General features: G+C 37.2%; 33 protein-coding genes. 2 read left to right on the top strand and 31 right to left on the bottom strand.

Annotation, left to right across the window (positions count from 1 at the left end; genetic code table 11):
- Positions 1-8: 8 nt before the first annotated feature.
- The 29 genes from ACIQZG_RS04485 to ACIQZG_RS04345 form a co-directional block, all read right to left on the bottom strand.
- Positions 9-1,148, bottom strand: a complete 1,140-nt coding sequence (locus tag ACIQZG_RS04485; RefSeq protein WP_402753970.1) for a phage major capsid protein — start codon at positions 1,146-1,148, stop codon at positions 9-11.
- A 26-nt stretch (positions 1,149-1,174) separates the two neighbouring features.
- Positions 1,175-1,945 carry a head maturation protease, ClpP-related gene (locus ACIQZG_RS04480; protein WP_402753969.1) on the bottom strand — a complete coding sequence of 257 codons (771 nt, stop codon included), beginning with the start codon at positions 1,943-1,945 and terminating at the stop codon, positions 1,175-1,177.
- Complete coding sequence (locus ACIQZG_RS04475; RefSeq protein ID WP_402753968.1) at positions 1,923-3,086, bottom strand: phage portal protein; 1,164 nt, start codon at positions 3,084-3,086, stop codon at positions 1,923-1,925. The genes ACIQZG_RS04480 and ACIQZG_RS04475 overlap by 23 nt, the downstream gene beginning before the upstream one ends.
- Positions 3,087-3,139: 53 nt before the next feature.
- Positions 3,140-4,858 carry a terminase large subunit domain-containing protein gene (locus tag ACIQZG_RS04470; RefSeq protein WP_402753967.1) on the bottom strand — a complete coding sequence of 573 codons (1,719 nt, stop codon included), beginning with the start codon at positions 4,856-4,858 and terminating at the stop codon, positions 3,140-3,142.
- Between the two features lie 186 nt (positions 4,859-5,044).
- Positions 5,045-5,392 (bottom strand): HNH endonuclease, encoded by a 348-nt coding sequence (locus tag ACIQZG_RS04465; RefSeq protein ID WP_402753966.1) that lies wholly within the window; start codon positions 5,390-5,392, stop codon positions 5,045-5,047.
- Between the two features lie 2 nt (positions 5,393-5,394).
- Complete coding sequence (locus tag ACIQZG_RS04460) at positions 5,395-5,760, bottom strand: hypothetical protein (protein WP_402753965.1); 366 nt, start codon at positions 5,758-5,760, stop codon at positions 5,395-5,397.
- A 275-nt stretch (positions 5,761-6,035) separates the two neighbouring features.
- A complete protein-coding gene (locus ACIQZG_RS04455) occupies positions 6,036-6,236 on the bottom strand; it encodes a hypothetical protein (protein WP_402753964.1) in 201 nt (66 codons plus the stop codon).
- Between the two features lie 240 nt (positions 6,237-6,476).
- On the bottom strand, positions 6,477-6,650 hold the full coding sequence (locus tag ACIQZG_RS04450; protein WP_402753963.1) for a hypothetical protein: 174 nt from the start codon (positions 6,648-6,650) through the stop codon (positions 6,477-6,479).
- Entirely contained in the window at positions 6,651-7,067 is a 417-nt protein-coding gene (locus ACIQZG_RS04445) for a transcriptional regulator (RefSeq protein WP_402753962.1), read from the bottom strand.
- A 34-nt stretch (positions 7,068-7,101) separates the two neighbouring features.
- Positions 7,102-8,259, bottom strand: a complete 1,158-nt coding sequence (locus ACIQZG_RS04440) for a DNA cytosine methyltransferase (protein WP_402753961.1) — start codon at positions 8,257-8,259, stop codon at positions 7,102-7,104.
- A 15-nt stretch (positions 8,260-8,274) separates the two neighbouring features.
- Positions 8,275-8,814 carry a nucleoside triphosphate pyrophosphohydrolase family protein gene (locus tag ACIQZG_RS04435; RefSeq protein ID WP_402753960.1) on the bottom strand — a complete coding sequence of 180 codons (540 nt, stop codon included), beginning with the start codon at positions 8,812-8,814 and terminating at the stop codon, positions 8,275-8,277.
- Positions 8,811-9,323, bottom strand: coding sequence for a hypothetical protein (locus tag ACIQZG_RS04430; protein ID WP_402753959.1), 513 nt, complete (start codon positions 9,321-9,323; stop codon positions 8,811-8,813). The genes ACIQZG_RS04435 and ACIQZG_RS04430 overlap by 4 nt, the downstream gene beginning before the upstream one ends.
- 120 nt (positions 9,324-9,443) lie before the next feature.
- A complete protein-coding gene (locus tag ACIQZG_RS04425) occupies positions 9,444-9,662 on the bottom strand; it encodes a hypothetical protein (RefSeq protein ID WP_402753958.1) in 219 nt (72 codons plus the stop codon).
- An 11-nt stretch (positions 9,663-9,673) separates the two neighbouring features.
- Positions 9,674-10,213, bottom strand: a complete 540-nt coding sequence (locus ACIQZG_RS04420) for an ERCC4 domain-containing protein (protein WP_402753957.1) — start codon at positions 10,211-10,213, stop codon at positions 9,674-9,676.
- On the bottom strand, positions 10,210-10,629 hold the full coding sequence (locus ACIQZG_RS04415; protein WP_402753956.1) for a YopX family protein: 420 nt from the start codon (positions 10,627-10,629) through the stop codon (positions 10,210-10,212). Before ACIQZG_RS04415 ends, ACIQZG_RS04420 begins: the two co-directional genes overlap by 4 nt.
- Positions 10,630-10,738: 109 nt before the next feature.
- Complete coding sequence (locus tag ACIQZG_RS04410) at positions 10,739-11,164, bottom strand: hypothetical protein (RefSeq protein WP_402753955.1); 426 nt, start codon at positions 11,162-11,164, stop codon at positions 10,739-10,741.
- Positions 11,165-11,458: 294 nt separating this feature from the next.
- Complete coding sequence (locus ACIQZG_RS04405) at positions 11,459-13,807, bottom strand: phage/plasmid primase, P4 family (RefSeq protein ID WP_402753954.1); 2,349 nt, start codon at positions 13,805-13,807, stop codon at positions 11,459-11,461.
- The gene (locus ACIQZG_RS04400; protein ID WP_402753953.1) at positions 13,807-14,517 is read right to left on the bottom strand and encodes an AP2 domain-containing protein; all 711 of its coding nucleotides are present in this window, start codon (positions 14,515-14,517) and stop codon (positions 13,807-13,809) included. Before ACIQZG_RS04400 ends, ACIQZG_RS04405 begins: the two co-directional genes overlap by 1 nt.
- Before the next feature lie 78 nt (positions 14,518-14,595).
- Positions 14,596-15,078 carry a DUF669 domain-containing protein gene (locus ACIQZG_RS04395; protein ID WP_402753952.1) on the bottom strand — a complete coding sequence of 161 codons (483 nt, stop codon included), beginning with the start codon at positions 15,076-15,078 and terminating at the stop codon, positions 14,596-14,598.
- A 2-nt stretch (positions 15,079-15,080) separates the two neighbouring features.
- Positions 15,081-15,785 (bottom strand): AAA family ATPase, encoded by a 705-nt coding sequence (locus ACIQZG_RS04390; protein WP_402753951.1) that lies wholly within the window; start codon positions 15,783-15,785, stop codon positions 15,081-15,083.
- 24 nt (positions 15,786-15,809) lie between these two features.
- Entirely contained in the window at positions 15,810-16,199 is a 390-nt protein-coding gene (locus ACIQZG_RS04385; protein ID WP_402753950.1) for an organic solvent tolerance protein OstA, read from the bottom strand.
- Between the two features lie 12 nt (positions 16,200-16,211).
- The gene (locus ACIQZG_RS04380; protein ID WP_402753949.1) at positions 16,212-16,799 is read right to left on the bottom strand and encodes a host-nuclease inhibitor Gam family protein; all 588 of its coding nucleotides are present in this window, start codon (positions 16,797-16,799) and stop codon (positions 16,212-16,214) included.
- Positions 16,800-17,069 carry a hypothetical protein gene (locus ACIQZG_RS04375; protein WP_402753948.1) on the bottom strand — a complete coding sequence of 90 codons (270 nt, stop codon included), beginning with the start codon at positions 17,067-17,069 and terminating at the stop codon, positions 16,800-16,802.
- A complete protein-coding gene (locus ACIQZG_RS04370) occupies positions 17,070-18,188 on the bottom strand; it encodes a hypothetical protein (RefSeq protein WP_402753947.1) in 1,119 nt (372 codons plus the stop codon).
- Complete coding sequence (locus tag ACIQZG_RS04365) at positions 18,185-18,373, bottom strand: hypothetical protein (RefSeq protein ID WP_402753946.1); 189 nt, start codon at positions 18,371-18,373, stop codon at positions 18,185-18,187. The genes ACIQZG_RS04370 and ACIQZG_RS04365 overlap by 4 nt, the downstream gene beginning before the upstream one ends.
- Positions 18,374-18,381: 8 nt before the next feature.
- The gene (locus tag ACIQZG_RS04360; RefSeq protein ID WP_402753945.1) at positions 18,382-18,654 is read right to left on the bottom strand and encodes a transition state genes transcriptional regulator AbrB; all 273 of its coding nucleotides are present in this window, start codon (positions 18,652-18,654) and stop codon (positions 18,382-18,384) included.
- Between the two features lie 12 nt (positions 18,655-18,666).
- Positions 18,667-18,882: a hypothetical protein gene (locus tag ACIQZG_RS04355; protein ID WP_402753944.1), complete on the bottom strand. Its 216-nt coding sequence runs from the start codon at positions 18,880-18,882 to the stop codon at positions 18,667-18,669.
- Between the two features lie 16 nt (positions 18,883-18,898).
- The gene (locus ACIQZG_RS04350; RefSeq protein WP_402753943.1) at positions 18,899-19,051 is read right to left on the bottom strand and encodes a hypothetical protein; all 153 of its coding nucleotides are present in this window, start codon (positions 19,049-19,051) and stop codon (positions 18,899-18,901) included.
- On the bottom strand, positions 19,035-19,460 hold the full coding sequence (locus ACIQZG_RS04345; protein ID WP_402753942.1) for a hypothetical protein: 426 nt from the start codon (positions 19,458-19,460) through the stop codon (positions 19,035-19,037). Before ACIQZG_RS04345 ends, ACIQZG_RS04350 begins: the two co-directional genes overlap by 17 nt.
- Positions 19,461-19,520: 60 nt before the next feature.
- On the opposite strand from ACIQZG_RS04345, the gene ACIQZG_RS04340 reads away from it, so the two are divergent.
- On the top strand, positions 19,521-19,859 hold the full coding sequence (locus tag ACIQZG_RS04340; RefSeq protein ID WP_402753941.1) for a hypothetical protein: 339 nt from the start codon (positions 19,521-19,523) through the stop codon (positions 19,857-19,859).
- 225 nt (positions 19,860-20,084) lie between these two features.
- Here the strand turns inward: ACIQZG_RS04340 and ACIQZG_RS04335 are convergent, their stop codons facing one another.
- Both ACIQZG_RS04335 and ACIQZG_RS04330 read right to left on the bottom strand, forming a co-directional pair.
- Positions 20,085-20,336 (bottom strand): hypothetical protein, encoded by a 252-nt coding sequence (locus tag ACIQZG_RS04335; RefSeq protein ID WP_402753940.1) that lies wholly within the window; start codon positions 20,334-20,336, stop codon positions 20,085-20,087.
- Between the two features lie 4 nt (positions 20,337-20,340).
- A complete protein-coding gene (locus ACIQZG_RS04330) occupies positions 20,341-20,625 on the bottom strand; it encodes a helix-turn-helix domain-containing protein (protein WP_402753939.1) in 285 nt (94 codons plus the stop codon).
- 117 nt (positions 20,626-20,742) lie between these two features.
- Between ACIQZG_RS04330 and ACIQZG_RS04325 the strand changes: the two genes are divergently transcribed.
- Positions 20,743-21,399: an XRE family transcriptional regulator gene (locus ACIQZG_RS04325; protein WP_402753938.1), complete on the top strand. Its 657-nt coding sequence runs from the start codon at positions 20,743-20,745 to the stop codon at positions 21,397-21,399.
- The last annotated feature ends 59 nt before the right edge of the window (positions 21,400-21,458 follow it).

Here is a 21,458-nt window from a genome sequence, read left to right as displayed (position 1 = left end):
CCTTAGAATTAAGGAGTTACTGGTAATGTGTAGATTGCTGCCACTTTATTATCACGCGGTTTTCCGAATGCAAATGTTTTCGCAATGTGTAAATTACAATCTTCCATAGCTAACGTTTCTTTGTATTCTGTAACCTCAATGCCACCACCACGGTACGCATCGTAACGATCACTTACAAATGCAACTAACTCACCTTTTGTAGCAAATTCCGATTCGATAAGAATGAAATTGTAAGGAAGTTTTGTAATGTAATCACCTAGTGAGTTTTGGATAGTAAAGTCACCTTTTAAATCCCAAGCATCAGCAGGGTTAATCACTAGTGCGACCTTTCCGCTAACGTTTAAAGGCTTACCATTTTCTTTCTCTGATAATTCTTTACCAATTCCAGCGAATTCTTTAATGATTGTTTTCGGGTCAGCTAATGTCAATGCCCCTGTTGCCGCTTTTTTCGCATGGCCATTTGTTGGATCTACAGCCGCCGCTAAATCACGAATTAAACCAATCGGTTCTTCTTTTGTTGGACCAGCGCCGTTGATAACCGCATTTTCCAATGCCACTGCATATGTTTCAGTAATTTGCGTTTGGACATAAGCCGCTACCCATTTAGGTCCGAATTTCGCAAGGTCTTTCGGCAATACAACAAACGCTGTTAATTTAGATTGTGCAATTTTTTCTTGCTTGAATGCCGCGTTCAATTGACCTTTGATATCTCCGAAAATAGGACCCCATACAGCTGCGCCTTCATATTCCGATGTAATAGCAGTTAATGTAATCGTCCCTAAGTCACGGAAGTTGATTACTGATAATAATGGATGGTCGCTTGTTAGGTCATCGTAAATACGTTCTTCAATCGTATATGGGAGAACAATTTCATCTTGGAAACCGTCAGATGCAACAACATTGAAGAACTTAGTTTCTTCGGATGTTAATACATCTACACCACGGTTAGATAAAACAACTTGATCTAATGTATTGTTAGCTACTTCGTTCGAGATTTGAGTTGTTAAAGAGTTTACTAACGCATCTTGCATGTTCACCCAAGCTTCTTCAACTTGCTCTGGTGTTGACTCTTCGTTTTTAACTACATTTGCATAATTTAATTTCGCTTCTTCATAAGCGTCAGTGTGATTGTTTAATTTCATAACCATTATTGGTTACCTCCTAGTTTTGTGTATTAAAAAAGGAACCCTTTACGCTTGTTAGTCGGTTGTACCGGCTCTGGCGTAGGTTCCTGATTTTGTTGATTTTTTAATTGTGAAATTTCATTTTGTAAGTTTGCATTTTGCGCTCGTAAATTGGATAACTCGTCTTTTGGGTTGTCTTCCACAGTTGTTGAAGCAGCAGAAGTAGCAAAGCCGATTTCAATTGCTTTTGATGCGCTGAACCATGTTTCGGCATCAACCTTCTTCCGAACTTCTTTACGGTCAACATTTGCTTTTGTCATGTAAATATCAATGATACCCTCTTCTAGTTGCTCCAATAAATCAGCTTCACTTCGGAAGTCATTCTTAGCACCCCAAACACCACTAGACGCTTCGTGAATCATAAACATAGCACCTAAGCCCATGATTAATTCATCAGCAGCCATTGCAATAATAGATGCAGCAGAACACGCCCATCCATCAACGTAAATTGTGATTTTGGCACCATACTCTTTCTTGTAGCTCATTAAACGGTTGTAAATCGCAATGCCGTCAAACGCGCTACCACCTGGTGAATTTAAACGAATGACAACATTATTGCCATTTGCTTCTTTCAGCGCATTGTCTACATCAATTGCAGATGTATATTTATCGCTCCAATAACTTTCACCGATAATGCCATAAATCGTCATTTCCGTGACCGCTTTGTTTTCATCATGCTTTACAGCAAAATTATGCGGTACCGACATTAGTTGTTCATCGTATTGCGAGTTTTTGTAATTAAACAGACGTTTTACTTTCATTTCCCTTTTCACCTCCCTTCGAATGTTCTGCTTTTTCATAGTTTTTCGTGATGTAATAAGCTTGCATTTCAGGTAAACCTGTTGGCTCTAAACCAATCATTTCACGACCTTCATCAGGATTGATAATGCCACTAGCAACCCCTTTATCAGCCTTTGCCAATAAATCTAACGGACTTTCCATAGTGATACCGCGAACTTGAATTTTACGACCATTTTGATAGTCCTCTTTCTCAATGGTTTTATTATTCAATTCATCAGAAATTTTCTTTAAAAACGGACTGTAACAAAACTTGTCATAAGCTTTTAAAGCCGTTTCATACTCAGACATATCACCACGAACTAATGCAACTGGAATACCTAGTAATTGCGCTACATGTTCAACCGCTTTGTCAGATATCTTCGTAATATCTTCAATGGAACGACCACCATTCGCACCATTGGTAAGTTCGGTGTAATCAAAACCTTTAAGCTTAGGTACGATAGCAAATGCTTTTGTCTTAAATGCATTAAACATCTTATCGATGAACGATTGTAATTTAGCTAACTTCTCGGGGCTTAAATCTTGGCTTGATTCCATACCAGCTAATGCACGAATTTGATTAGAATACATTGACGTTTGAATCATGCGGCTAAATAATTCCGTATAATCTTCAAACATACCTTTCATAAACTTATCCAACTTTTCATTGTTGTAAGTAATATGGATAACCTCATCCATGTTGAATGTTCGCTTGAATGTATAATCTTTCACCGTCACATCTGAAAAAACATCGGGCAAAACGGCGTATTCTTTGCGTGTAAATGAATCAGCAATTAATAAATCATTACTATCTGTTTTAATGACAAGGACCTCATTATCAAAAATGGCACGATACGCAAACCTTTGCCAAAAATCAGCAGCTGATTGGTCTGTGTTTGGACGTACATTTAATAAGTAATCCCAATCGTCATACACACGTTTACCATCCTCAGAAATACGGAATACCGATTGCGCTACTGTACGAGCGATGAAACCGATGCAAATTTCTAACGCCATGCTTTTTAAATAGGCTCTTTGTTCAATCTCGATACCATCAAAATTAAAATCATAAGATGAATCAAGTGATTTGTTACGTTGAAAAACCTTTGATAAAAAACTCATATATTTGTCTCACCTCCTCCCTTGCCTTCCACAGATTATGAGGAAGAAGCAGATTAGAAATTTAGTGCATCTAATGCATCTAACGTGTCATCAACATCGAAATCTTCTAAATCACGAGTGGCCCATAATCCATAAAGGAACATCATGAAGCCATCTGTCTTACGCTTCACTCGTTCTTTTTTCTTGTAAGTTTTTTCACCGTTCTTACCTATCTCAACCAATACGTTATTGCAATACCATCGCATTAATGGGTTATCCCCCCATACAATGCGTTCTTCATCAAACGCTAATTCAATTCGCGGTGCCAACAATGCACTTGCAGCATCCGGATTCCGAATGACTTCAACTTCAAATCCTTCTTTTTCGAACAATGGTTGTAATATTTCCATACGGAAGTTATCTCCGATAATTTTCTTGATGTTCCAACCTTCTTTGTCACGCATGTCAACAAACCATTTCACAACAACAAACGGATCCATTGATTCTTTGTCCAATACTTTAAGTAGTTTCTTTTCTTCCCACTCACGTATTGGCGCGAATTTACGATGATCTTTTTTATTGTTACCTTCTGCTTTATCACGACTGTATGCGTAATGCTTATCCGCAAATGGTTTACATACATACGAGTAAGTTAATTCTTTCGGCAGTATGTATTTGTTTTGCTTCAAGAACAATAAACCACATGCTACAAAATCTCGAATGGATGCGTAGTCAACACAACCGATACACTCACGACCTTTCAAACTGTTCAAATCATACTCTTGATCAGTCGATAGGATTTTTTCCCACGTTGTTACGTTTTTCTCTAAATCTACTTTTGGTAAATTCATTCGTTTGGTTACAAATTCTTCATAACCACTAGGATCGTTTTCTAACTTACGATATTGCTTTGTAACAACACGTAATAAAGTTTTCGCATACGGTGATAACGGCTTATGAAACATTGGATTTGCTTTCTCCCAATTACTCGAATCGTGCATTTCTTCCTCGTCATCCACAGTGCAGAGGAAGGGGAAAAGGGAATCTTCTTGAACGCTTACTTGTCGCTCCAGGATATTCTTCGCACGTTCCTTTATTTTGTCGATAAAGCCATCTCGAATATAACCATCAGTACCGATATAAAATTGGCGTGAATCCGCAACTTTACCAAGACCTGATGCAAATACATCAACGATTGTTGAATCCTCGTATTGATGTATTTCATCGTAAATTACACAGCCATCACGCAAACCATCTTTTGTTCCTGCGTTGCTTGTATGGAACTGGAATACCGATTGTGTTTCGTTATTCTCGATTGTTTCTTTACGAATCTTATACAACTCTTTATATTCATCTTTACTATTCAGTTTGTTGTAGACTTCCACAAATGATGTTTTCGCCTGCTTTTCACTGTTGGCTACTATCGAAACGTTGTAATTTTCAATACCATGAAGCTCACTAATAAAGAAATCAGCTAATGCAGAAATCAAACCATTCTTACCGCCACCACGTGCCATGTAAAGTAAAAACTCGTCAAATACTAGTGTTTCATCTTCTGTGTATCGCATGAAAACGAAAGAACTAAAAAACGTTTGAAAAGGTTGTAAAGGAAAATAACGTTCATTCGTGCGTGTTATAAAACGTTCTAACATCTCAACATCGAAATAGGCATCTTTCATCGTCAAAATATCTTCTTTCAGCCATTCAATAAGCTGCACACGTTCTTCATTTAAAGTTATTTTCCCGTCTCGCCACAACTGAATATAGTCAGTGACGTATTTAGGTATTTCCATAGCGCCACCGCCTTTCTGATTGTTTGGAGGAACGACAAATAAGACAATTTCCAAAACGTCTTAGACGCACTAGAAATGCCCTTTAAATTGATTATGAAATAAAAAAATCCAGACAGTTACCTACCCCTATGACCGATGTCCCCTTGGCGTGGATTTTACAAACTTTTGACCCCGGGGGATGTACACTTACCATTTTTCATCATCAGCGAACCTATTCTTCTTAATTGCAAATGGTTTATGGAAATAGCGATTATGTTCACGATTGTGGCAGTTAACACAGATACATTCTAAGTTATCAGGATTCATTGCTAATTCAGGATGATGTGCTAACTCTTTGATGTGATGCGTGATAAGCTGTATCTTTTTTCTGTTAGCTGTTTTACTCATGCGACCATCGTCGATGAATACTTTACCTTGTCGTTTGCATTCTTGGCATTCGAAGTTATCACGCTTTTTAATTTGATAGGACAACTTGCGCCATGATTTCGTGTTGTAAAATCGCTGTTGTTGTTCACGTGTTTTGTATTCAGTCACGATTAATCTGAACCTTCCAATCGTGTTGGTACTTCTTCATCATTCATTGCATCAATCTTATCTAACTCATCAGCCAATGCTTCAGTATGCTTTGCTATTGCTCGTAACTTTAATTGCATCTTGTTTGTATCCACATCAACTTCAATACTTAATGGTTTTCGTTTATCGGATTCTTCTTTACGTTTCTCTCGCCACGCTTGACCTATAGTTTTTATTCCGTATATCTCACTTGCGCTATAAGCACCTCGTGGTTGTAATAAGGATTTGCTACAAAAAGGACACTCACGACGATAACCATCGTCAGTTAATCCTAGTAAGAATTTATGACGCTTGCTTTCACACTCGATAACCATTCCTGTTTCTCTCATTTCCTTTCGCCCTCCACAATTCATAATAGATGCTCATTAGCTTTTATAGTCTGTTTAGCTTTCGACTGCATAATAAAAGACGATAGTTCTATGTGAACCACCGCCTACTTTAGCTCTAGTTCAACATGAACCAGACCTCTTATATCTTCAAGACTGCACACCCTATTCACACCCCGCGATTAACGCCTACGATTACTTAATGGCCGATAGGATATGCAGTATTCAAGGCATAATAAAAAGCCACATCTCGTTAGATGTGACTCTATATATATCAATTACTTTTCATATTTCATTTTCAATCTTTCTTTAAAGATTTCAATGAATTCTTCGTATTCAATAATACCTTTCTCATCTAATAACTCTGCAAGTCCAGTTACTGCCGATAAGACTATTAGTGCATCGGAAGCTCCGTTTACAACAGCCTTTTCAATCGCTAATTCCAAATCTACTTCTGAAGACTCGACCTTTTCGCCCATACCAACACCTCCATTCTACCTATATGATAGTATAAATGGAATGTATTGTCATATAAATTACTCAACTAAAAAGAGACTACCCATAACTAGTAGCCTCTCACGCTTGTTTGTAAGTAGTCGTACAAGCAAACGACTTATTATTGTAAGGAAATTTGATTAACGCATTTCCGTGCGCTTTTGAAAACTATCACAATATCAATTTACTATAGATTTTTGCGAACTTCGCTAGTGTTAGGAAGTTCACTTTTTTATTACATAATAAATCACATACAGCCATCCAAAAATACCGTGAATGATTGCCCAAAGAATTGACTTATTGACAACCCAGGAGATGAACATAGCAAATACAGCTCCAAATCCAATAACACTAAATATTACTTTCTTTAATTTCCTTTCTTTTATTGACCTTAGCATTTACACCCACCCAATCCTTTCTGCTGTTTTATCAATAAGGATATTTCGCTTACGCAATACCTTATGTCTGGACATATATAATTTATCCGCAATATCCTCCCACTCGTAACAACCATCCTTGTCCCAGTAACGCATGTCAACGATGGTACGCATATCCTCGTCTAAGTCCCTGTATAGGTCTTCCACAGTCTTTATAATGCGCTTTAGATTTTGATAATAAGCATCGCTAGCAAGCACCATGGCTTTCTTGGCTGTTGTATCAGAAATTGTGTTACTACGACCACCTACCAGTTCGCCACCATCGTTATGTGGATGCAACAATTCCCACTCGCGATATTTTAATTTCTTCTTATATTGTTCGTATTCAATCCAGTATTTCTCGATGTTCTGTATTTCACTACGCGATAACGTAGGCATATGCAACACCTACCTTGTTTGTTTATTTCGTTTTTTAGTAAAGCTTCTTTCCGATTGCTTCAATAACATTCACTGTTACACTATTCCCCGCCTGCTTGTACAACTGACTATCTGAGTTAACAGCTACAGCTCTATCAAATGCCCAATCGGGAAAGCCTTGTAATCTCCAACACTCACGCGGTGTCAGTTTTCTAATACTGTATTCTTCTGTAAGTACACCTTGTTGGCATCCAGTGTCCAATGTATTGGCTACTCCTTTCCCTACACGTCCTCTACGAGTCTTTGAGTTTGGTAAAGAATAGTTGATAGAATCACCTGGATAAGCTGTATCAAATCCTTTTTTAGTAGCTTCTCGAATTGCTATGCCGTTCTCTTTAATTGTTATTTCAGTTGATTTTATCGCAACCGCAGCCATAGCTTGATTTCCAATCCCTTTATAATCTCGAGCCATTAAACTATGACTAACATCTGTTTCACCCTTTATTTCATTGCGGTTCATCATTATAGTGTAATGACCTCGCCCTCCACCTTGACCTGTGTCTAAGGTTTCTGTAATACCAGTTGGATTAAAGACTTGTGTATTTCTTCGATAGCCTTTTCTATGAGCTATTATTTCGATAGAGTTAGCCTCGCTACTTGTTCCTCTGACAGGAAATACTTTTCTGGTACTTCTTCCTCTAAGATGTCCGACAATGAACACCCTTTCCCTGTTTTGTGGAACTCCGAAATCTCTTGAATTGAGTACGTCCCATTCCAAGTCATACCCGATTTCATCCAATTCAGCTTGGGCAAGCATGAAGTCCCAACCTCCATTAACTGATAGAAAGTTTTTAACATTTTCAATGAGTAAGTAGGTAGGCATTTTTTCGGAACCCCATTCTTTGATTTGGCGTAATCGCTTAGTGACTGCAAAGAATAAAGAGGATCTATTTCCACTAAATCCTTTTTGTTCTCCTGCGACTGAAATGTCTTGGCAAGGGAATCCGAATGTCCAACAGTCTGCTCTTGGTACGTTTCTGTAGTCAATTGTTGTGATGTCATGCCATGTCCACTCTCCTTCTGTATTGTGTATTGCCTCGTAGCTTTTTCTAGCAAATTTATCCCACTCAACATAGCCGACACATTCATGTCCTGCTTGTTCAAGTCCTAATCTAAATCCTCCTATGCCAGCAAAGAGGTCTAAAAATCTCATTTCCTCACCTTCTTTCTACTGCACCGTATCCACACGCTTGATACTATCATTAGCATTAAACCCATTCGGATGACGATTTTTTAATTTATCAATATTCATCTGCATTACTTGTCCGTATTCGTAACCATAATGTTTAGCGATAGCTGCACACAGAACAAACACTTCATTCAATGATCCATGAGGGAATGCGATATCTTTTCTGTGATACACATTCTTTTTAGTGAATTCCGAAATTGTTTTACAGTTAATAAGTAATTCCGCAATCCATTCTTCAACTTTACCGATTGGAGTCGGATATTCAGTTGGTAACTTTAATTGATAAATAGATGCTAAACCAGCAGCATAATGAGTGACGTCACCTATTTCATGGATAAACTCTTCTAAATCTTTTTCAAATACAATCCCATTAACGAATGCTTCAAAAACCTCTACGGCTTCACCGATGAGTCCTAGTGAATAGTTTGATAAAATCCAATTCGTTTCCACATCATTCCTTGGTTTACCTTGCAACGGAAACGTGCGTCTTGATTTAAATTGAAATTCATTTATGTTCATTTCACTCTCTCCATTCTCAATTTATCGTGTTTTGCATGCACTCTGGTACGTTGATATAATCTGTGATAGCCATAGCCAGTCTCATTTGCGATATCTCGAATACTGCCTTCACATACAAATACACCATCTACATAAAGTTGGAATAACGCGCTTTCTACCTTACATTTCAATCCCAATCGATCCATTTTGCTATTTACCTGTCTTCGTGTTACTCCTAATTTATTTGCCAACTGGGTATATGTCATTTTCTTATGATTAAGGAGGATAACTCGCAACATATCCTCTGTCCAAATCGTTTTGGGAAGGTCAGGGCCTTCATCAGAGCCACTAACTACACTAGTTTGAACTCGCTTGTTTACCAATTTCAACAATCGCTTACCGTAATTTTGGATTTTCATACAATTAGCACAAGACTCGGACTCTTTCGCTGATTGGCAATTGCATTTTGATGTAAGTCTATTAACTTCTTTTAAGATAGCGATTCGCTTTTCGAGCATTTTAGCATCCATCAAAGTTCACACCCTTCTGCCACCGGTCTACGAATCTCTCAAATGTTATGCCGTATTTGGCATGTACATTGTGATATACAAAATACACGCCAAGACGGTCTAGAATTTCATCATTTATTTTCATGAGACCGACCACTCCTTTACGATTGACCAACCTTCTTTAATGTACTGGCGAACCCACTTACGTTTATATGGCATAACGACAATCGCTTCACATCCATCGACAATCATTGCCATTTCGATATATCGCTTGTATGGGTTTGTTATGGCCTTCCACAATCTACCCTGTGGACGACTTGTATTCTTCACCGACTGAACAATAGGAATCCCGTTTCGCATGTTCACGATGGTCAAAATACCCCTCTCTTTAGATAGTTTTTCATCTGATAGTAAAAGTGATAATAAATAAAATTCCCACTAAACTTATTATCTAAGTAGACAATTTCAAAGCCGTAACGAGCCTTGAAAGTATTCAACGAGCCAAGTAATGCAAGTGGGTCGTATTTACTTCTGTAGGTTCCGTTTAGTATTTTTTTGTAGCCCTCTGGATCTTCTAAAAGCAAAGTGAATGGTGCGCTTTGTGACCTTATTAATTCATTTTCAAAGCGTGTCCGTTCGTCTTTACCAAGGTTGTCTACAATCTCGTCTACACTGGCTTTACGCTCAACTCGACTATTTAAATAAATATCACGTTGAATACCAAGCTCTTCATTTCTCGGAATCATTGCTCCATAATCGCCAGTGTCTAGCTTTTTCAATTTGATTGGCACATCCTTGCTGCGTAAATAATCCATGATATGGCCATTTACTTGTTCGCGCGTATCCACTACAATCGTAAGTGTTTTTAGAATTTTGTTTAGTTCGGTGTCTGTGTAATGGTAGTGAATCATTGTGAATCACCTAGCAATTCAGGATTTTCGTAAATGTTGCCGATTATTTCATACGTAATTTCTGTATATTTATCAGCGAAGACTTTCGGGTTTATAAGGTAAATACAGCGTGTAACACCATCATCGATATATTGTGCTTTATATCCACACTCTTCTAAATCAAAAATGACTGTGCCTACTTCCTCATATACTTCGTCTATCCCATTAGTGAAACGGATTATATCCCCCTCATAAATCTCCTTGCCGTTCTTGTCCTTTAAGCCTGTGTATTGCATAAGTTTTGTATTTTTTAAATAATTTGTAGACACGCCATCAAAATCAACCACTTCTCTACCAAAATTTATACATCTAACAGGTCGCATCATACCCATTTCAAGACTAAGAATTTCCCAAGCGCGAAACTTAATCTCTCTCATTCTCTTAACCCCCTCGTTTTTGCTCATTATCAGAACCGTACGCACGTTCTATTTAAAAGTTGGATATATTTATCACCATTGTGCTAAAACGTCTAGAATCGACTGCAAATCACTTATTTTGATTAGCGTATAAAATAGCCCGTTCATAAATTTTTTGTTTTATAGAATTTGATTCGTTATTTTCAAATTGTCTGTAGTCAGAGTAAATATCTTTCCAACCGTTTTTAGCCATAACCTCTTGCCACGCCATCCACAGTTGTAATGATCCCTCATCGCTACATATCCAATCGTTTAATTTTTCGTTTGCCTGCCATCCACAGTTATGATGCAGTATCTTTTTAATCGTAATGTCTATTGATTTTGCACCTTCCCATGATTTAAACCATTCTTCGATTTTCGGAAAAATTGGATTAGCAGCTTTTAATACATCAGCTGGTACCAACTTCGCATTTTTCAACGCTAGTCGCCCATCCGATTCATCACGATATATTTCAGCGCCACTTTTCCAAATTAGCGATAAAACATGTAAAACCAATTATTCCCACCACCTAGTTATTGAAAGTTAACAAAACACCTATAAGTTAACGAAAGTTATTAAACAATAACTCGATTCAACCTTACAGCCACAAGGGTTTGAAAGAAAATAGTTAATTTCGTTATTGGGTTTTGGCATTACTGCTCTATATAACCCTTATATATATTTTTTATTTTTTTAATTAATATAAAAATAAATAACTATAGTAACTAAAGGTTTAAATAACACTCCGTTAACCCTTGGTATGGCTGATTTTTTGAAAAGTTATTAAAAGTTATTCAACACTCAAAGCAGTTAATAGGATAGCTTAAAACCGCCTGTTTTTGCGTTTTCGGTAACGCCTTTGGTAACAGGTTTTCGTTCATTTAAGGTAATTCCCGTTAAAAACGTTTTATTTCCTGCACCTTTCGTTTTTCCAAATCCTTTTGTTTCGAGCATTCGATAAAATGAACGGTTTCCAATTTGACGCTCCCCTGATTGCGAGCACCAACGGTCATAAACGTTGTATAGTTCTTTTGCCTCGATACGAATTGCTTCATTTTTAGGTTCGTCGGTATAACACATTTCATCTAAAAATGGTGCTAGAATATCCATTTCAGCTTTGTAATTACCTGTTGCATCCATAACAACTTTTGGTTCTTTTATCCCCGACTGCTGCCACTCGATACAACCCTCCAACGCCCAATTTAAGATTCCACTCATTTCAAGAGATAATTTTTCTTCCAATTTTTTATCACGTTCATGAGGCTTTAGATTTAGCGTAAATGGTATGATTTTGACACGGCGCCAAATCCCTTCATCTACCCCGCCAATGATGGGTTTGTGGTTTGTTGTGAAGAAAACTTTAAACTCTGGAATAAATTCAAAGAATTCTTGTCGTAAAAAACGTGCTAAAATCGGTTCTCCACCTGTGATTGTTTTAACTAGCGACTCCTGTAATTTCTCACCTTCTTCACTCTCTACAGCTGATACAAAACGTGCGTTGGCTAACCTTGCGATATCGTTATTTGCACCATCAGATTTCTTTTTAATAAACGTATTCGAATTTGTTTGAGCACCATAATCACCCATCAAATTTTTAATAATATTAATAAATGTAGACTTACCATTTGAACCGCCACCGACCAAAAAATACATTCCCTGCTCACTAATATCGCCAGTCAAACTGTAACCGACCAAACGTTGCATATAGTCGATTAGTTCAGCATCATTTTTAAATATCTGATTCAAGAAATTTATCCATGTCGGACATTCAGCTTTTTCATCAAAAATGACATTTGTTATCTTGGATAATTTAAAGTCACGATCATGTTGCTGCAACTTGGCGTCCTTTAAATTTATAATGCCGTTTTCGACATTGAACAAAAATTTATGACGATCAAATTCTTCACGCTCAGCCGGCACTAATGGCATTAAATCCTTAATACTATTCATGCGTATATTCCTCTTTCCGCAACTACGCGCCCACTTTGATTCCATTTCATCATCGGATTTTTCGAGTTCACGTAATACCTTATTTGCAATGCGTTCAATTTGCTTCTTGCTATCGATGTGCCATCGTTTGCCGTCCCAGATATACCAATGGTCTGAACCACTAACGTATCGAATAACATGACCGTATTCATATGCGATACGTTCAGCATTTCCCAATTCATTTAATCGAAATTTCTTTTTAGCCTTCTCCACTTCATCCGCTGCTACTGCATCACTGTGGAAGTCAAAGTTAAATTCTGCATACTCTTCTTCATGTTTGTGGTCCAACACAGTTGTGGTAGTAGAAGAAATGGCTGTTGCAATCGTTCTTTCGCCATAGGTTTCATTCGTATCACGGAAATGAATAACATCCCATTTATCACGCGCTAAACCGGTTTCGCGGAACATTGCATCCATTCGTGTTGCTGATTTACCTGTCCAAAATGCAAGATGGTTACATAGTGACAAATCCGATGCTGATGGATCTTCATTTATAAGGTTGCCGTTGTACAAGGCTTTAATCTCATCACCGTTCTTAGAACGAAACATCTTTTCCCAAAGTGATTCATTTGATAGCTTGATTTCATCCTTTTCAAACTCTGCCAAGTTGACACGACCTTGAATGTCACTATCGTCGAAATATTGCTCGAATACCTCTGCAAGCTCATCAGTACGTTCATAGATTTTATTCGAATTTTCACGATTTCCAGTAAAGGTAAAAAACCTTCCGTATGAGTAAATTTCCAAACCGTGCTTAGTATTTTTACGTCCAGTACCTAAAACAGATTGCGGAAGGTTACCTCGAATGATAATGTGAAGCCCTTTTTCACTTGGCGAAAACTCTGTGTAGCTATCTAACGTATCAATAATTTCTGTTGCGAATGCATTTGGTTTTCCATCCACAACACACTTGTCCAAGTCGATTCCAATATAATTATCTTGTCTACTAAAAACGAAACCGATTCCATCGTAGTCGCCCTCTAAATAGAATTTAACTGCCGTCGCGAAAGTGGACCAGGTCCTCCGGTTATTAGCCTGAGCCATTTCACCATTTGCTTGGTATGGAACCTTTGTCGGCTTGCCATTCCGTTCCTCACTGCGCCATAAAATCCACTGGGGAAGTGATTTTAATTCCGAAGGTATAGAGTTAAAGTCATAGTGTTCTTTCATTATTGAGTCACCTTATATTCTTCTATTAATTCCGGAAAGTTTAAGATTGCTTTATCACCATACAATTCATATGCTTTTTGGTCATAGGCTTTAGCAGCTAAAGCGGAACTATCATATAAACCTAAATATAAATGACTGCATTTCGCTAACCATTTTAAGTGACTTTTATACACACCTCTATACTCCAAATCTTTAGTTCTTTTTTGCGACCCTTTCTCGAAATTAAATTCAAGCGCTGAATTATCTGTTCCGATTGAATTCTGAAATGCGTTTTCCCCAAAATATTCTAAAGCTGCTTCGTTATATATTTTTGCTGCCGTGTCCTCGTTATCGAATCTACCTAAATGAATAGTTCTTCCATCTACTTCTATAGTCGCTTTCCACTTAGAGCGACTCTTATCCCAACAAACACCTCTATATTTTGAAGTAGATTTTTTATTACCTTTTCTTACACGGTTTTTCACATCTGAATCACCGACAATAAGATTCACTTTCCTTAAATCAAATTTATCTCCATTTCGAAAAATCACTATTTTATTGCTATCTACAACGCCCATTATGAATCTGCTCATATAACCTTTTTTTGCGTTGGAGATCATCGGAATGCCCTTGGATGTATGCACAGACCAAGTGTATCTAATTACCTTCTCATAATCCTCATCATCTATAAGAGCGACCATTCCATTTTGTAACGGTATTTCTTTGACCATATTTGTCACCCTTTCTTCTGTTTTTAGGTATAAAAATAGAGAAGTCCGCTAAAAACAGACCTCTCTATGAAATTTTAATTAGAATGGAAGATCCCCTTCGCCGACAATAATTGGTGGCGCACTTGGTTGAGGCGGATTAACTTTAGATTCAGCAACAAATGAAACACGTGGATATTTACGCTCCTTATCGTTTTTATCTTCCACATGCTTGATATACACCAATACAGATTTTCCTATAATATTTTTAACCACTTCAGCTAACTCAAGGCTTTGCTTACCACTATAACCACAAGCCACTAAGAATGAATTTCTTTTCTTTTCCGTATTTTCGGCGTATTCAGGGTTAGTACTACTTAAATAAAGTGTGTTATAAAGAACTTTTGCCCCTTGATGCTTTTGTTCAACGTCTGAGCGAATTTCAACATCAAATCCGATTGAATATTGACCTTGCCACTCTTTGGCCTCTGCATTGATGATTGAAGCTTCATACTTACCCTCTGCTACTAATTGAAATTCACCTGATGATACGTTTTCCGAATCGAAATTAATTTTGAATGACATAATTATTTTTCCCCCTTATTATCTGTGGAAGGCACATGGCCAACCTTGAAAATATCTTCTTGCGAACATGCCTTACGATTATCCAATTGATTCTTAGCGAATAAAAAATCAGTTGGTTCTAAAATAAATCCACGCTTTTGCGTTTCAGGATTAATGACCAGCTTACCGACTACATGACATAGACCCATGAAGTTATTCAAAATCTTGTCTCGCATGTCCGGATATGAACGGTTTACTGCTTGACCACTTGGCAACTCCCATTTATCAGTTGTTTCCCATGCGGTGAATACCACTCGTTTTCCTAACGTTTGAATAAAGCGAACACTATCGATGATGAAAAAATCAATTTGTTGATAGTTCGCCATCGATGGCACTCGGTTGTTTTTGCCGTCACGCCCTAAATTACCAAGCATAGAACGAGTTAATTCTGAAATATTATCAAACACAAGATTGTCGTATTTTGATAGGTCGGTACGTGCTAAATCTCGCATGAGCGCATTCCATTCTTCCCATGCCTTGTGGCTATTGAAATCCACAATGTCGATATCCTCGCACCCCTTTAAGACCGAATGCGTTTTATCAAGTGGGACATATAGCGTTTTGCCATCTAAATATTTGATAGTGGACGTCTTGCCCATACCAGGTGGAGCATAGAGTAAAAACGTTGAAGCATCTATTTGTATATCAGTTGCACTTGAAATTTTCATATTGCCTTCCACACTCCTAATCTATTAATATGGTAATTCCTCATCAGTAACATCTTCTTTCTTTTCTTCATCTTCCTTTTCTTCAAATGGATCTTCGAATCCCTGAAGTTCTTCATCAGTATTTTCCATCGTAACTCCACCACCTGAATCGACTGTATATGGTACACCTTCATGCATATCATCCATATCCATTTGACCTTCTGGCGCACCATCTTCGCGTTCTTCCATAAGGTTTCGCGGTGTTTCATAACTAAACGTTAAATCCACTAAATTATACGGACCAAACTTATTGCTTTTTCCTGTGATTTTTTGTGAAGTTAAATTGCCTTTTTCCTGTGCTTCATTTACGATTTCTTTTGCTTCCGGCAATGTATCTGCGTACCATTGTTCTTTTTGATTGAGTAATTTCTTCATGTGTTTTTCCTCCTATACTGTTTCAACTTTAAACGTTGTATTTTTAGGCTTAATAGTTACACCTGGAACATCTTGTCCGTTTTCATCAATAACTTTTTCAAGACCGTCAATTTCAACGACTTTGAGCGTTTTCTTGAATTCACCCCACTGCACTTCCTCAGTGACTTTAATCAACTTTTTGTTATTCTCTTTTACAAATACTAATAACTTTTCTTCATCAGCTTTAGTCGGCTTTTCTGGTTGTGCTGAAGAAGTAGTCGATTTCGATTTACCGTATGGTGTAGAAATGGATTTCTTTTTTTGGTTTTCTGCCAATTCTTTTGCATGATACTCAGCAATTAAATGTTGGAAAAACTCCACTGTATTTAGATGAGACTTCGATTCATCTTCTTGCCAACGTTTAATGCGGTCAATTTCAACATCTGCTAACGCTTGATTTTTATTTAACTCAGCTTGCGCATTAGCAATTTGACGGAATGCCCAATTTAAACTTTCAAGATTAGTAATTTCATAGCGTTGTTTGATTTCTTCTGTTTGTTCGCCTTCCACAATTTCGAGTGCTGGCGCTTCAAGTTCGTATTCACGTAATGGATTAGCCATTTACTTAGCATCCCCTTTCGGAACAACATCCTCTGTGATTTCAGTAACAATCGTTGTTCGAGTGTGTTTTGTCACCGTACCGTCTACATAAGAAGCGACTTCACTTGCAATTAATTCATTAGCAAATACCTCAGCGCTATCTTCCTCTCTAGTCGTCTTAGTCGATTCAATGCGACCTCTATACATTTCAGCATGTTTAACGAATAAACCATCTTTAATACGCACTGTGTAAAATACTTTTGTTTCGTTTTCGATTAAGTTGTTAGCCATTTATTCAACACCTCCATATTGAGCATTTGAATCGTTGATGATTCTTGCGTTGTGATTTGTAGAATTAAAGGTTCCGCGTCTTCCATGCTCCAATTTTTCGTTAACATATTCAAAATTTAAGCCTACGTTTGCTTCTTCTCTATAGTTAATAGTGCCGTCAATGTACACACTTTCGTAAATAGCTCCATTAACAATTTCTGTCGGCTGCACAGCCTGTTCAAACTCACTCACATCTAGACCTAGCGCTCGTCCTAGTGCGATAGCTTTGCCAATGTGTTCGTTGAATACGTCAGATGGATTGCATTTGGCGATACCTTTAGCATATAAGTCACCACTTGCTACCCCTTTTATCAAAGCGACGACTGTTCTTTTTTCTACATTTACAACGAACTCTAAAATATCTGTGAAATTTCCAACGAAACGAACTGTAGTTCTTTCGCCATTACCTGGGTGTATTTTGCTTTTGTTTTCCACTACAAACTCCTTAGCCTTCAAAATAATCTCAGCACGTTGTTGATTTGGTGATAATGGTTCGGCTTTGATTAGTTCGTATACGTCTACGTTTTCAGGTGTACGTTTAAGTTTGTTGTATACAAATATTACCTTTCCGTCTTCATCTGTGAATTCTACATTCCGAATCACTTTATACGATTTGTTACTTCGGTAATGAATGTTATTAACAGAAAACATAACAACATCACCCTCACGTGCTTCACGATCAACCTTGCGATATTGCTGCCCTTCAAATTCGATGATGTCCTCCACAGTATTATTTGTGGAAGGCTGCTGTATATTGTTAACAACCGTCGTTAACTGTGGACGGTCACATAATTCATGGACGATTAACTTTAGTTCAGATACTTCTTTTTCGAGTGCTGTGATACGTTGGTTTTTGGTTGGTTTGGTTTTATATAACCTCAAGTCTATTTCTCTGAAGAAATCACCAGTTTCACGGGCCGTTTTTTCATTTGAGCAAATGATTATATCGCCGCGAAAACCACTAACAAATATGAAGTCTTGTTTATTCTCCTTCGCTCTTTTCCATACAACCGAGTGGAATTCTTTTTTGCCATATTTTGAAATAGGTAGAACCTTATCCCCAACATTAAACTTTGTCATTTCGCATCCTCCTGTGGTAAAATACCAGTGATTTGATTTTGATTTATTTTTTCAACATGCTTGTCATTGGTTGCAGCCTTTGACAAGTTTTTTTGTGCCTCAATTTGGGCATTCTGTGCATCTTCGATGTCTTGCCAGTATTCCGATTCTCTGTCGTACTCTGCGTGTGTGTAGCCTATACGCATATGGTCACCTACTTAATTCGCTCAATTTCCGCAATTAACTTTTCCGCACCTTCTGGACTAAGAATTAAAGCGCCATTATTCAAAATGTAATTATCCTCAGATACTTCTCCAGTTACAGCACATTCCATGTTAGACTTAAACTTCTTCAATATGATTTTGTCATCATCTGTATAGATTTCTAAAGAATCTCTTTCATTAATTCCTAATGTGCGACGTAACTCCTTTGGAATAACTAAGCGACCTAATTCATCGACTTTACGAACGATACCTGTACTTTTCACGAAAATTCCTCCTTAATTTGAAATTGGTTTAAATAGATGTGGAACTATATATGGTTCTTTGTTGTCGTTACTATCCTGAACTAACATGTACATATCTTTAATTCGATGATGCTTTGGTAACTCATGAAATAATGCCTCATAACCGTTTAAATCCTCTGATATTTCAACCGTTTCTTTTGTGTACCATTTGCCACTTGGTTTGAAATAGTTAACATTTACTGTTTTCATCCACAATCACCTCCCCTCAATTATCAGCAGCACGTTTAAGCGCTAAAGTCTTGAGTAATACGGAATACTTCACCTTACCAAGTGGTTGTCCATCAATCGTGTGGACGTCATACTTACGCAACTGATCAATGACATTTTTACGCTTCAACTGCTCACGCATAGTTGTCACGTTTTACTACCTCTAATGCTGATACAACGCCATCAATGTAATCACTATGTTCCTTGTGTTCTTTTACTAGATTAGGAAGATTGCTATCTCCAAAAGGTAATCCGTTACAATATAATGCCTCTTGGACAATTTGTTTTTCTAATACAGTTAAATGATCTTTGGAATCACTAAGAAGTTGTTGTAGGTCCTCCACAATTCTTACTTCATGCTCAGGGAATTCGAGCGCATCTTCTAAGCTATCCAACGCTACATGTGGTGTCGTCTCGTACTGACTATGCGACTTTTCAATATAGCGAGATTCACGACCATTTTCATCTGCTGCATAAATTGAAGCAATTTCTCCTGTAGAACGATAATGAATTGATAAAACCGATAACTTCGTACCTTTAACGTTTAATACTGCTTTCATATTTATTCCTCCTTATATTTCCTTTCTGTTAAACTATTGGTAGAAAGGTGGTGTAAAAAAATGATAGAAACTCATGAAAATAAATACTTAAAAAATTGTTTGAGATGCAATCATGAAATTACCGATTTAACTGAAGATCATATTTATTGCACTCAATGCGGTTCACCTATTCGTAATGAATGTACTGGAACATCTGCATTTATTACTGATATCAACGAACCTGTTGAACATGACTTTGAAAATGAAGAAGTATTCGTTCTTGAACCCGATGCTGCATATTGTCCAAAATGCGCTTCACCTTCACTCTTCAATCAAGAGCAATTAGTCGAAGTGAAATACCCAGAGGTTGAAGTAGTTAAACAATCACAATTCAAGATGGTTGATGAAATTCCGTTCTAGTAATAACATTTTTCAAATCAAGCTTTGTTCCACAACGTGTGCAATAAATAGCTATTTCTATGTGAAATTCTTTACTGCACACGTTGCATGTACATTGCATTGTTTCAGCAGGTATTATTTTCGATTTTTCCACTACAACTTAACCTCCCAATAGATTGATAGATTTACTTCTGACGCATTGCTACTGTCTTTTCCATTGCCTTTTTAATCAAATCCTTCTTAACCTCAAACGATAGTGTCAGCCATTGTTTTGGTTGGATTTTCAATTGGTATCACCTTCTTTCTTATACACTTCGTTACTAATCTACCTGCGTCGTTTACAAATGTTGTGAAAGTAAATTGAGAAGCAAATTCATCAATTTCTGTGTTATCAGCCTTTTCTAACCAAATTGGAGCTAACAGTTCGGACAATCCGTCAGGTGTTCTGACTGCGTAATCTCCAATCTGTAAAAAAGGTATCGTAACTTTGTAACCCATTCATTCACCCCACCTTAACTTTCGTGTTACGTAAGTAATTACCAAAAAAAATCTCATGTCCTTCTTCAGGATTTAATTCTAGTAGTAAATATATCTTATTCATTAAATCGAATGAAGGAGTATATACCTTGTTCAGAAGGTTACTAACACTGTGGTCTGAAACCTCAAGCGCCTCAGCAAATGACTTCCTTGATTTAAAACCTGCTAAAACCATCTTTGACTCTAGTAATTCTGAATTAATGTTAGGTTTCATATTATTATCACCTACTTTCGTTTTGCGTAAGTTCATAGTAGCAAGAAGAATAATAACTTTCAACAAAAATATGTAAGTTTTGAAAATCCTGAAAGCAAACTTTCATTTTACGTAAGTTTGTTGTATAATAAACAAAGCAAGGGGGTGAAATTAATGGATGTAGGAAACAGATTACGTAAGGCTAGGCAAAAGAGAAACCTTACGTTAGCTTTTGTTGGTGAAGTTTTAGGTAAAACCGAAGCTACAGTACAAAGGTACGAAAGTGGCAATATCAAAAACCTAAAATTAGAGACGATTGAGCAGTTAGCAATGCTGTATGATGTGCCTCCCGCTTATTTAATGGGGTGGCAAATCGAAGATCCGCTTTCATTTTCAACTTCATACGACTTTATTGACGTACCAGTAGCAGCTGGATTGCCAAGTAGTGTAGAAGGAATTTGTGAAGAAGATGTTCAAAAGATTACATTGCCAGATGTTTTTATGGGTAAATGGGCTAATCATCAAGATATTTACTTTTTAAAAGCAAATGGTGATTCCATGAATAACATATTCGTAAACGGTTCTATTTTAGCAGTAAAACCAATCGAATTAAGTGCTTTGAAAAATGACGACATAGTAGTATTTAGTAACGGTGATAACGAATACTCTGTAAAAAGAATATTTATCGACACAGAAAATGCTGAAGTAATATTCAGTCCAGATTCATCTGATAGGTCATTCAGACAATATGTTATACGGTTAGAGAATTTAGAGAGTTCTATTAGGATACATGGTAAGGTTGTAAAATACTTCACAGATCCATGCTTTTGATTAGAAACGTTTGCAATTAAAATTTTGAGTAGCTCATCCGCTGCTCTTTCTTTATATTT

It is taken from the genome of Lysinibacillus sp. NPDC096418 (genome assembly GCF_044762775.1).
Taxonomy (GTDB): domain Bacteria; phylum Bacillota; class Bacilli; order Bacillales_A; family Planococcaceae; genus Lysinibacillus.
The sequence above is the reverse complement of the archived record's forward strand: the minus strand, read 5'-3'. Positions and strand labels throughout refer to the sequence as shown.